Source organism: Yersinia sp. Marseille-Q3913 (assembly GCF_963892745.1).
Taxonomy (GTDB): Bacteria; Pseudomonadota; Gammaproteobacteria; order Enterobacterales; family Enterobacteriaceae; genus Yersinia; species Yersinia bercovieri.
The window spans coordinates 1-11,180 of the sequence record NZ_CAWQAF010000036.1 but is presented as its reverse complement, the minus strand read 5'-3'; the positions used below and the strand labels follow the sequence as shown (position 1 = coordinate 11,180).

Below are 11,180 nucleotides of genomic sequence, written 5' to 3'. Positions count from 1 at the left end.
TTTTACACCATAATTCCCCGATCCCTTGGTCTACTTTTGCACAATATTTAACAAGCCTTGAGTTTTAGCTTGGTTTGAGGAGAGGCGGAATGAATGTCGACAATAAGGTCGCGGTGATCACCGGCGGGGCGCGTGGGTTAGGTTTGGCTTATGCCACGGCGCTGGCTAAACGAGGGGGGCGAGTGGTGTTAGGCGATGCTGGCGCAGACCGATCAGGTGAAGGCGCCAATGCTAACGTAGTGCAACAGGCCGCAAAAGCGTTGCAGCAGTTGGGCTATCAGGCGCGCTCACCAGGGGGAATATTCGCAAGAGGCTGACTGCCAATCGCTGATCGAGACGGCGGTCAGGGAGTTCGGTGGTGTAGATATCATTATTCATAACGCCGGATGGGTCGATTATCAGCCGATTGAAAACACCGAAAGCGCATTTGTTCAGCGGGCACTGGGTATCAACGTCTATGCGCCACTGTGGTTATGCAAGCACGGCTGGCCCTATTTGAAAAAGTCCTCGAGCCCACGGGTGATATTAACCACCTCTGACCGGGCAATGTTCGCCGAATAGCACAGGTCGGCCTCGCAGGCTATGCGGCGGGCAAAATGGCGCAGATTGGCATCATGAATGCGCTGGCATGGGAAGGCAAAGCTGAGGGGATCATCGTCAACGCGATTTCCCCGGTGGCGAAAACCCGTATGTGGGGTGTGGAGGGAACGCCGGAAAATCTAACCGCTGAGTCGGTGGTGCCCGGTGTGCTGTATCTGGCTTCAGATGCCTGCAGGGAAAGCGGTTATGTGCTGCGCGCCAGCAACGGGCAGCTTACCGCCACGCGCTTTGTGGAGAATCCCGGCGTCAATTATCCGTTGGACTTGGATCGGGTATCCGTGGCTGATGCAGAGATGCTCGCCACGCTATGGCCGCAGATCAAGGAGCGGTAAGATGAAAGAGGCTCTGAACCTAAGCCATTTTGCAGCGACGCAGGCCTGTCTCGGTGAAAGCCCAGTATGGGATATCACACGGCAAACCCTGTTCTATATCGACATTCCCCTTGGCGCGATTTACGCTCTTAAACTCGATCATCCCGCCCGTGAAATTTACCGTTCGGCGCGTCGAGTGGGGGCATTGGCCCTGACGCAGGCGGGGAATCTGATATTTACCGAAGACGCTCAGGTCGCATTACTTGAGCTGCCTTCGGGGCGGGTCATTGCCCGCAGTACCCTCGCCAGCAGTGATCCGTCATTTCGCTATAACGACGGTGCCTGCTGCCCGCAAGGGAGTTTTGTTACGGGTTTGATAGATGAAAAGCACTCGCCTCACTCGGGTAGTTTGCACCGCTACGGACCGGGAGCTGAGAGGCATATCTTGCAGCATGATTTGGGGCTTCCCAACGGCATAGCCTGGTCGGCAGACGGTGAGACGATGTACTACGTCGACTCCGTGGCACAAGTGATTTATCAGGCTGAGTGGTGTGGCCAAAGCGCCCAGTGGCTCAACCCATGCGTTTTTGCGCGCACTCCCGCCGATCTTGGCCGACCAGATGGCATCGCACTGGATGTCGATGGCAACCTGTGGGTCTGTCAGTTCAACGGCGGCTGCATTCTGCATTACAGCCGCGCCGGTGAACTGCTGCAAAAAGTCAATTTGCCGGTGCCACGTCCCACCAGTTGTTGTTTTGGCGGTGAAGAGTTATTGACGTTGTATATCACTAGCGCCAAATTTGGGATGAGTGAGGATGCGTTACTGTGCTATCCGTTGGCCGGAGATGTGTTTCAACTCCAAGCGCCGAGCGCCGGGTTAGTACCCTATAGGTTTGATGATCGGTTATGGGGGGACGTGTTCCTAACTCTACTTCAACGTCAAGACCTTGCGTTGTGTAGTGATGTGATGGACGCCCCTCCCTAACGTAGCCAGTGCCATACTTTTACTGACGGCATTAATCTGGGAGTAACATCACATGAACAGTAGCCCGCCGTTGGCGGGCTACTGTTCATCATTACTATGACCACCAGACTCAGCAGCACCGCACACAACGACTCAGCCAGGAAGAAATGTTGTGGCGTTATATCAGCCATATCCCGTCACGCCATTTTAAGATGGTCAGGTATTACGGTTTTCTGGCCAACCGGAAACGGGGTGAATTATTGCCTAAGGTCTATACCGCACTGGGGCTGAAAGTTCCCGCTGTCGTTCGGCGGCGACCTCTTTGGGCTTCAGGCCCCTTCAAAATTCCATAACATTATTTTTCGTTCCATTGACCCTCAAACCCCGACAAGGCGTTTCGCCGACACAAGCGCACAGTGGGCCGCCGGTGGCGAATGGATGAAACCTACATCAAAATCAAAGGCCAGTGTGTAGTTATCAACTGAAAACTTAATGTCATTACCCCTTTTAATCCTCTCTTCCTATACTCTCTCAAACTACCAGGACGTCGGACCGGCAAACGTGTGCCAGTTTAGCTTTACTATACACATCCATTAACTTTTACTGGTGTTAATTATATGACTGCAACTAATAGCATCGATGACTGTCAGGTCCAGATCCTTATTTGTATCGATGAAGAGGATATTCAGGAGGGGACAGACAAAGGCATTTATCTGCTGGATAATCAGTTGGGAAGTCGCGGTGCACACGCTGCCCTGCCGACTGTTGGCACAGTTGCGTCAAGATCCGACAGGATCTACTGGCGTATTTGTATGCTGAGCCCCAGTTCGTATGCAACGGCTGAAATTGTCTCTATCGGCAACAGCAAGGCATGGGGGTTCAGCGGGCAGCCAGAAAGTGCATTCGATTCTGACAGCGCATTTACGGGGCAGGTTCAGGAGGCGGGTACTTACTCCTACAATATCTCTATTACTGTCACCAACAGCGATCAAGGTGATTTCAGCCTGACGTTTACTCATACCCTACAGATTAATAACTCCTGATTCTAAAAAATAGAGGCCTTTGATATGAGTGATAAAGACAGCTCATCCATTTCTCCATCGCTGATCATCAATCAAGATTGGGGTATAAACAAGCCACAAACAGTAGTAAGGATCTTTGTCGATACGGCCAGTGTGGCGGCAAACTGCGTTAATGGCTCCGTCAGCAAAGGCATTTACATGCTGGACAACCGCAAAACCCTGGGGAGTTCGGGACAGGGTACTCTGGAGTTAAATACATGTGTAAGACTAAATGATTATATTGGTTTTTATATCACACCGATTGATCCTACTCAGGACGATGAAGTCTCTATAGAGGGATTTGAAGTGCTGAAGGGAGATCTGTTTGGTTCCAATGGGTACCCTGAACTTATTAAAAAAACCGACAAAAACCCGACCGGCCCTTTCTGGATTGCGCAGGCACTGAACAATTCAAACACGACATACCGGTTAAGATGTAAGCTTGTCACCGGGGGATTGCGCTCGCGTATTATTTATTTTCAGTGGGATCCTTATATGACGGTGGCTGGATAAAAGTCTGGGCGGGATTCTACTTTATTTAAATAACGAGCTGCAGCCAAACGTTGATTGGTAGGGTAGACTAATCTTTCAACATTAATCGTTGTTTATCTTACGTCCGGATAAAACACAATCAAAACTATGTAATTATTATCCATAATAATCAAATAAAATGAGTTAAATCCCCCCTAGGGTAATAGTCCGTTTTTCATGACTGATAAGGAATAAAAATGACAAATACTACAATACTCTTACCCAGTTCGTATCCAAGAAATTATCAAATACCAGGGTTCAAAGATTATTTTCAGCAACAGCGACAAACAAACTGGTGCTGGATAGCCACCGCAGTATCGGTGGCTAATTTCTACAATAAGAATCCCAATACATGGAATCAGTGTGTTGTGTACGATAAATCCGTCGATGCGAGAGCCAGGGATAATAGAAGCGCCTGCACTTTCGATACTAAGGCGAATATAGGGAAGCTTCCCTCTAATGACGCCTGTAACCAGACAGGTTATCCTAAGGCGTCGATGGATGCGGTCGGCATATATGTTCGGCACGGGAAATTTGGCTCTCCCGGCTATGTCTATAATGATGTAAAAACCCTGGTTGATAATGACCAGCCTCCCATCATCGGCCTAAATTTCACCACCGAAAGAGCGAGCTGGAAACACGTGGTCGTCGTTTTCGGATATACGGTTGACGGGAAATGGTGGATAGCCGATCCGCTTAAGCCGAATGTATTGTGCTATTCAACGGATGAGCTGCAAAATAAAGGCATATACGCCGCAGAATTGTTTGTTTCAGGGCCAAAGGTTTAAAAAGCCACGTTAAGAGATATCAAAAATAGAAATTGATAATACAGAGTATTAATATGGTCAAAAAACGATATTTGAAACCACTTTTTTAGGCCAAAACCATACATAAAAGAGCGGAAATATGAAACTATTATTATCAATCTACTTAATAGTATTATTTACTATTAACTCATACGCAGGTGATGTTATATTTAATCTTCCTAAATTACATATAGATAATGAAAGAATTGGAATAACTGGCATTTCATCCGGCGCATATATGGCCATTCAAGCCCAATTAAGCGTTCCATACGCATTCAAAAAAGCCGGAATACTGGCTGGGGGGCCTTACGCATGCGCTGAAGGTCTCAACTTAGAAATAGAAGATGGATACCAATTGTTCAAATGCATGAACGATATGCTTGATACGGAACCATATTTTATTAGCGCAAAAAGGCATATGACGCCAACAAACATAAGTCATTGGGCCTTGCGCGCGACCGCTAGAGGTAAATATGAGTACAACACTCCGGGATATAGTGATTTAGACAACCTTCAAGGAGGAGTAGTATACTTTTTACATGGAGTTGACGATAAAGTTGTTATACCTGAAGTAGCAAACGCTGCTGTTGAAGTGTATAAACAAATAAGATCTATAAACTTTATGAACGGAAAGTTAATTGAAGACAAGCCCGTTAAAATTGAAATTATTAATGACGGTAATCGTGATTTTCAGCATACCTTCCCGACACGGGCCTCAAGAACAAGTGCTTGCGACAAATCCGAATCTCCTTTCATTGCGGCTTGTGGAATAGATGCAGCAGGTTTGATCTTTGAAAATCTATACAAAAAGTCCATATTTCCAGTTAATAAGGACGATATTGACTACACGACAGAGTTTTACCAGGCATCAATAGACGCCAATCTGGCGCAAGGATCTTTAGCTGAAAGAGGCTATGCCTATATTCCGAAACTGTGCGCTTCGGGTACTAAGTGCGGGGTTCTAATTGCACTCCATGGCTGCAATCAAAATGCTGAAAGACCTGATATTGGCACCCAGTTCGTCAATAAAACCGGGTTTAACCGATGGGCGGATGCATATAATGTCATCATGCTATACCCCCAAATACATACTACAGAGAAAAATCCAAGTTCATGCTGGGATTGGATGGGCTATACGGGTAAAAATTTTGCACAGAGCGATGCAACGCAAATAGAATTCTTTATTTCTATGCTTAAAGCCATTGGCTATGTTCCGCCAAAACTTTAAGTCGGATAAGCGCAGTCTGGCAACTGGCTACGCTTATCCGACTTAAATAACCGCTTAACGGCGTTTACTGTCCCGTTGCTCCCAAAATCCCTTACTCAAAAAACAGGCTTAACTGTAGTGACGCGCAATGATGATCACTCTCACGCGCAATAAATGCCTCTTTTCAAACCACTCTGCGTGAGAATGAAACCACATTAGCTGATTCCCAGCCACATTATTGACACGCTCGCGCAACTTCTCTGAGACAGAGCAAACCACCAGAGAGGTCTTAAATTCCGTCAAGGAGAAAATCTATTGCCGCTTTTACCTGTGTACGATATTGCGCGGCACCGCAAAACTCATCCCCCAGAGCGCGAACAGGTATAATTGCCAGCTCGTGAGTCATTACTGCGTATTCTTTGTCGTCCGTCAGTCTGATAAGGGGAATCATTCGATCCGGACGATTGCTGCCAGGATATTTTTCAACAGGCAACAGCGGGATCACAACCCGGCGGTTTAACTGTCCGATAATATCGCTCGTTACATCAAGCAACAGGGGATAAGTGACGTTTTTTCCAGTATTGCTGTATACGGTGAATTGCATCGTTAAAACGTCCTGTATTCATCGCTGAAGCAACCATGTTCATCATGGAAACGATTTAACGCCTCGAGAGCTTTCATGTTTTCTTCCTGCCATTTTCGCGTTGCATGATGACGTAGTTCGGCATCCAGAGCGGTAGTTAGGGTGGCGCTAAGGTTAATACCGGCCTCACGCGCCCGGCTTAGTAAGCCTCGTTCTACAGTCATTGTGACGCTCTGTGTATTGCGTTGTTTTGCTGTCATGGTTTGCTCTCCTATGATGGCGATGCGTGTATATTACACGGCATTATACACGAGCGATAGCAGACTATGGCCCTCGAACCCCACTATAGCGCTAAGGGCTCCCCATTAAGAAAAGAATAATGGCATGGGATAACCTTGCGTTGATTTTCGCAATGAGTTTTCTTGTTGGCCTAATGGAAGCCAAGCTGCAAAATGCGACATATATATTAACTGATTGTTATAAAATCACTTTATACACATTCAGCTTGGGTTACTTGAACGTCCAAAAAAAATGGTGTACGAATATAAGCACCTGTCCGAAAGCCATTTTACTTGGTTTCGGACTGTATTATTCTGGCTGTACGAAAACGAACTGTTGCGGACATAGCCCAAATGACACAAATCGCAGCTTCGCTTCCACTGGACCAATCTGTCGCAGCTGGGTTGCGACATAGAACATATCACCTGACCGGAAATTACATCAGGTGAAACAATCTTAAGCTGGCATCGGGTAAATTCAGCGCATGACGACCTGATAACATACGACCAGCTAACATAGAAAAGTATTAAATACGGGGCGAGAAGATAACGGGGTTTCAATTTGCAGCCGTCAGGCGGCCATGTTCTCTAGCTTTGGCCGCCTATTCTTTGCCTTTCCCTGTTTCTTCTGTGGAGAATCTGGCTGAGATAGCATCTCGCTCATAGCCTTGCCGTTGGGTCAAAATAGCGTACAACTCTGGACGACGGCCATAGATCCAGCGCCGCCCAGTACTAAGTGGAATCAAGCTGAGATCCAATTCAGCAGTAACCATTATGTCGGCAGCCGCGCAAGTTTCCTCGATAATGCGGCCATAAGGGTCGATAATCATGGCATTACCGGTGCGCACTTCATCATCATCCGCGCCAATACCATTACTGAACAGAATAAACAAGCCATTATCATGAGCGCGGGCGGGTAACCAGCGCATCAGCCATTCCCGACCATTGACGCCACAAATCGCGGCGGTTATTTCTTCTTTCCTTTCAGCGCGTTGCTCCCAAAGCTCCACAGGAATGGGCTTCATCCCATAAGGGCTGCGAGAATTTGTGCCACCGGTTTGGTGTGGCGCTAATAAGATATCGGCACCCAGCAAAGTGGTTGCGCGAACATTCTCGACCAAATTGTTATCCCAACAAATGAGAATCCCCACTTTCACCCCCCATGGAGTGTCAAAAACCGTGTAAGAATCCCCGCTGCTTATCGCCGGATGCTCAAACGCATGTAATTTGCGGTGCGTGTGGAGAGTTCCATCGGGCATACAGCCCACATAAGCATTATAGAGTCGCCCGTCGTCAGCCAACTCAATCAGCCCCACGCCAATCAACATCTGATGTTTCATCGCCAAAGAACGCACCAAGGCGATGGATGGACTGCTGTCAATCGGTTCAGCTAACGCTTTGACTTGCCTCGCCGTTAGCTTGGGCACATGCCAGTATCCCGTGATGCACATTTCGGGAAAGGCCAATATTTGAATGTTTTTCAGGGCGGCCTGCTCAATGTATTTTTCAATCACTAACAGATTGTATGGCTTGTTGCTTGCCTGATGCTGGAACTGCACTGTTGCTGCTGTTATCAATGGTGATGTCATCACGTTAGCCTCCAAGAAAGTATCAACTGCTGATTTTTATCATTGGTATTACAGCAGCCGTATTGATAATTTTATAATGAATGATTTTCCTTTATCGATTACCAATTGGAATGTAATGAGATGAACATCAAGCTGCTTAAAGCCTTTGTTATGCTGGCGCAAAAAGGGAACTATGGCGAATCGGCGCAAGCGCTTTGCATGACACAACCGGCACTGACCAAACAGATTAACTTATTGGAATCGAGACTTAATATTTGCCTTTTCTCGCGCGGCCGTCATGGTGCGATGCTTACCCCCTGTGGCCAGCAATTACTCCCGCAGGCGCAGAAAATGGTCAATCAATCTGAGTTGTTTTTGCAACATGCCGCTCGAGTGGCTAAGGGAATAGAAGGGTTTCTCGCGATCGGTTTTGGATTATCGACGTTCTATATTGCACCAAACTGCATCGCGAAATTCAGGCAGCAATTCCCTGATGTGGCTATTACGCTGGAAGATATTCCGTCTGCCCAACAATTCGCGCTTTTAACCCAAGGTGAGTTACAGATAGGTTTTGTTCGTCGTCCACCGCAAGCCCCTTTGCACTTTCAGCCCTTATTCGAGGACCGCCTGGTTCTGGTGACACCCAAAGACAACACGCTTACCCCTGATGAGTGGCTAACGTGTCTGCCGTTGTTGCGCTTATATACCGAACGAGGCCGTGGACTCAATACACAAATTGATCTGTTCTTGCAGTCAAATCAGTTGGATATCTCAGTGATACAAGAAGTGGAGGATATCCAAACCATACTCGCACTGGTGATTGCGGGCATTGGGGTGGCACTGTTGCCGCAGAGTGTGGTGCATATTGCCCCGCCAGCCATCAACATTATGCCGCTCAGTGGTCATGCGCTCAGTTGGCAAGTCGGTATTGTCTGGAATAACGCTATTTCGGATTTAGTGCGCGATAATTTTATTAAAATGGCGATAAGTGAAATGGGAATAGAGGCAGAATGAATGCAGTTGATCGCCCTCTGTCCGCCGTTACACCAACAGTCTCTTGTTCGATTTTCGATACCGCTTAACGAATGAAAGGGACTTCCCCTCGATGTGGTTACTGTAACCATCTTCCGTGACATCATGGGGAGTAACCAAAATATTACAGGGGAATCATCATGACCGTTGTGTGTCACTTAGGACCTCGGTTGACATTTGATCTTAAATGCCCAGTTTAGTTTTTAACACTTCATAAGGTGTTTTTCCACCATGTGCTGAATGGGGGCGATGACAGTTATAAAATGCCTCCCACTCTGCCAATTTTTCATGGAGGTCAACATCATCCGTATAATTGATAAGCTGATAAAATTCCTGTTGATCGGTCAGATGAGAACGTTCTACTTTTCCATTTAATCTCGGTGTCGCTGGTTTGATATAAACATGCTCCATACCTAACTCATGCACATACCAGTTAAATTTCGCCTGGAATTCATGACCATTATCTGTCCTGATGGTTTTTATTCGGAAAGGAAACTTATTCACAACGTAATCAATAAAATCAATCGCATTGACTTGATTATGCCGCTCATAAATTTTTAAGGCACGTATCCGAGTCGCATCATCAATTGCGGTATATTGAAAACGCTTAATCCGTTGACCATTAGAACTATTAAAAAACAAGAATTTAACATCAACCTGCACATGATGCCCAGGAACCTGTTTCTCATAGCGCTTGAACAACGGCTTAGAGCGTTGTCGTTGATTTTGTGGAAGTTGATTTAGTCTATTTCGAAGAAGAACGTAATAACAGCCAGAGCGAGATACCTTGATATTATGAAATCGTAACAAGTACCACGATATTCTCTGAGGTCCAGACTTTCATAAAATTTAACCTACTTAACTTTAGTGGACAAACTTTATTGTCTCTGCACAGCAGCCAATGCCTGTGCACAAGCCCAGGCCGAGCTCCAGGCCCATTGGAAGTTGTATCCCCCTAACCAACCTGTGACATCGACCACTTCGCCAATAAAGTACAATCCTGGCACTTTATGAGCCTCCATCGTCTTGGAGGAAAGCTCCTGAGTGTCTACGCCGCCAATGGTGACCTCGGCAGTTCGGTAGCCTTCCGTCCCATTAGGCTGTACCCGCCATTGCTGAAGGTGGGTTACCAGCGCAGCCTGCTGCGGCGCATTTAATTGTTTTAGGGTGACATCCGGCAGTTGTTCCAACGTCTGAAGGCACTCCACCAAACGCTTGGGTAATAGTTGAGCCAAGGTATTCTTCAAGGTTTGATTGGGATGTGCTTGCCGCTCGTTGTTCAGGAAAACGTCCAGATCAGTGTCAGGGAGTAAGTTAATACTCACATACTCGCCAGCCTGCCAATAGCTTGATAACTGCAAAATAGCCGGACCAGAAAGTCCACGATGGGTAAATAAAATGCTCTCGCGGAAGCTAACCCCATTTTCTGCCGTGACGACGGCCGGAACTGAAACACCGGATAGCGTTTGCAGATGTTCCAGCAAGGGTTTATGCAAGGTAAAAGGCACCAATGCCGCGCGGGTTGGCAACACTTTCAAACCAAACTGCTCTGCCAGCTTATAACCGAATGGCGAAGCACCAAGGCCGGGCATTGATAGCCCACCAGAAGCAACAACAAGTGAGTGAGCGCTCACTTTTACATCATTAATCTGGAGCAAAAAACCAGTTTCACTTTTTTCAACTGACAACACATCACTACGCAACCGGATCACTACCTGCCCCAACTCACACTCTTTCAGCAAAAGCTCCACCACCTGCTGCGCGGAATCATCGCAAAAGAGCTGTCCCAGAGTCTTCTCATGCCAGGCGATGCCATGACGATTCATCAGATCAATAAAATCCCATTGGGTATAACGCGCCAAGGCAGACTTACAGAAATGAGGATTCTGTGACAGGTAGGCGGCAGGTTCGGCATATATGTTGGTGAAATTACAGCGACCACCACCGGACATCAATATTTTACGCCCCGCTTTTTTGCCGTTATCGACCAATAGCACCCGACACCCTGCTTGTCCGGCCTGAGCGGCACAAAATAGCCCCGCAGCACCTGCACCTATCACTACCACATCAAACTGTTCCACACTGAGCCTCACTGAATAAAAACATCATTGCTGCAAAATTGCCCATATTTACCTGCTTATTATCTTATTTAGGGCATTCAACCGACAAATTAGCGGCGGGGGATTGTAAGTCGCTCACCGAAAGATCGCTATAGTAAGAAAATGTCTCATACGGTAAA

The 11,180-nt window shown here is 47.0% G+C and carries 14 protein-coding genes and 3 pseudogenes; 11 read left to right on the top strand and 6 right to left on the bottom strand.

Going from position 1 to position 11,180, the window contains the following annotated elements:
• Positions 1 to 89: 89 nt before the first annotated feature.
• From AACW11_RS14700 to AACW11_RS14690, 4 genes are read left to right on the top strand one after another with little or no spacing between them, the layout of a single operon-like run.
• Positions 90 to 317 (top strand): SDR family NAD(P)-dependent oxidoreductase, encoded by a 228-nt coding sequence (locus AACW11_RS14700; RefSeq protein WP_212586981.1) that lies wholly within the window; start codon positions 90 to 92, stop codon positions 315 to 317.
• Positions 277 to 561 (top strand): SDR family oxidoreductase, encoded by a 285-nt coding sequence (locus AACW11_RS20870; RefSeq protein WP_212586983.1) that lies wholly within the window; start codon positions 277 to 279, stop codon positions 559 to 561. Before AACW11_RS14700 ends, AACW11_RS20870 begins: the two co-directional genes overlap by 41 nt.
• Before the next feature lie 35 nt (positions 562 to 596).
• Positions 597 to 932: a hypothetical protein gene (locus AACW11_RS14695; protein WP_212586980.1), complete on the top strand. Its 336-nt coding sequence runs from the start codon at positions 597 to 599 to the stop codon at positions 930 to 932.
• 1 nt (position 933) lies between these two features.
• Positions 934 to 1,896 carry an SMP-30/gluconolactonase/LRE family protein gene (locus AACW11_RS14690; RefSeq protein WP_212586979.1) on the top strand — a complete coding sequence of 321 codons (963 nt, stop codon included), beginning with the start codon at positions 934 to 936 and terminating at the stop codon, positions 1,894 to 1,896.
• Here the strand turns inward: AACW11_RS14690 and AACW11_RS14685 are convergent.
• On the bottom strand, positions 1,893 to 2,066 hold the full coding sequence (locus AACW11_RS14685) for a hypothetical protein (RefSeq protein WP_212586978.1): 174 nt from the start codon (positions 2,064 to 2,066) through the stop codon (positions 1,893 to 1,895). The two genes, AACW11_RS14690 and AACW11_RS14685, sit on opposite strands and share 4 nt — an antisense overlap.
• Between AACW11_RS14685 and AACW11_RS14680 the strand changes: the two are divergent.
• The 6 genes and pseudogenes from AACW11_RS14680 to AACW11_RS14655 all read left to right on the top strand — a co-directional run.
• A pseudogene (locus AACW11_RS14680) lies at positions 1,980 to 2,168 on the top strand (transposase); the annotation flags it as partial. The gene AACW11_RS14685 and the pseudogene AACW11_RS14680 overlap by 87 nt on opposite strands.
• A gap of 93 nt (positions 2,169 to 2,261) precedes the next feature.
• A pseudogene (locus AACW11_RS14675) lies at positions 2,262 to 2,342 on the top strand (IS6 family transposase); the annotation flags it as partial.
• Between the two features lie 150 nt (positions 2,343 to 2,492).
• Positions 2,493 to 2,918: a hypothetical protein gene (locus tag AACW11_RS14670; protein WP_212586977.1), complete on the top strand. Its 426-nt coding sequence runs from the start codon at positions 2,493 to 2,495 to the stop codon at positions 2,916 to 2,918.
• 24 nt (positions 2,919 to 2,942) lie between these two features.
• Complete coding sequence (locus AACW11_RS14665) at positions 2,943 to 3,449, top strand: hypothetical protein (protein WP_212586976.1); 507 nt, start codon at positions 2,943 to 2,945, stop codon at positions 3,447 to 3,449.
• Positions 3,450 to 3,664: 215 nt separating this feature from the next.
• Entirely contained in the window at positions 3,665 to 4,255 is a 591-nt protein-coding gene (locus AACW11_RS14660) for a C39 family peptidase (RefSeq protein ID WP_212586975.1), read from the top strand.
• 118 nt (positions 4,256 to 4,373) lie between these two features.
• Complete coding sequence (locus AACW11_RS14655) at positions 4,374 to 5,501, top strand: PHB depolymerase family esterase (protein ID WP_212586974.1); 1,128 nt, start codon at positions 4,374 to 4,376, stop codon at positions 5,499 to 5,501.
• A 268-nt stretch (positions 5,502 to 5,769) separates the two neighbouring features.
• Here AACW11_RS14655 and AACW11_RS14650 read toward each other — a convergent pair whose 3' ends face one another.
• The 3 genes from AACW11_RS14650 to AACW11_RS14640 all read right to left on the bottom strand — a co-directional run bounded on the left by AACW11_RS14650 (position 5,770) and on the right by AACW11_RS14640 (position 7,930).
• Positions 5,770 to 6,084, bottom strand: coding sequence for a CcdB family protein (locus AACW11_RS14650; protein ID WP_212586973.1), 315 nt, complete (start codon positions 6,082 to 6,084; stop codon positions 5,770 to 5,772).
• A 2-nt stretch (positions 6,085 to 6,086) separates the two neighbouring features.
• Positions 6,087 to 6,323 carry a type II toxin-antitoxin system CcdA family antitoxin gene (locus AACW11_RS14645; protein ID WP_212586972.1) on the bottom strand — a complete coding sequence of 79 codons (237 nt, stop codon included), beginning with the start codon at positions 6,321 to 6,323 and terminating at the stop codon, positions 6,087 to 6,089.
• A gap of 620 nt (positions 6,324 to 6,943) precedes the next feature.
• Positions 6,944 to 7,930, bottom strand: coding sequence for a nitrilase family protein (locus AACW11_RS14640; RefSeq protein ID WP_212586982.1), 987 nt, complete (start codon positions 7,928 to 7,930; stop codon positions 6,944 to 6,946).
• A 120-nt stretch (positions 7,931 to 8,050) separates the two neighbouring features.
• On the opposite strand from AACW11_RS14640, the gene AACW11_RS14635 reads away from it, so the two are divergent.
• Positions 8,051 to 8,923: a LysR family transcriptional regulator gene (locus AACW11_RS14635; protein WP_212586971.1), complete on the top strand. Its 873-nt coding sequence runs from the start codon at positions 8,051 to 8,053 to the stop codon at positions 8,921 to 8,923.
• 201 nt (positions 8,924 to 9,124) lie between these two features.
• Here the strand turns inward: AACW11_RS14635 and AACW11_RS14630 are convergent.
• A pseudogene (locus AACW11_RS14630) lies at positions 9,125 to 9,754 on the bottom strand (integrase core domain-containing protein); the annotation flags it as partial.
• Between the two features lie 65 nt (positions 9,755 to 9,819).
• Positions 9,820 to 11,022 carry an NAD(P)/FAD-dependent oxidoreductase gene (locus AACW11_RS14625; protein ID WP_212586970.1) on the bottom strand — a complete coding sequence of 401 codons (1,203 nt, stop codon included), beginning with the start codon at positions 11,020 to 11,022 and terminating at the stop codon, positions 9,820 to 9,822.
• Positions 11,023 to 11,180: the final 158 nt, after the last annotated feature.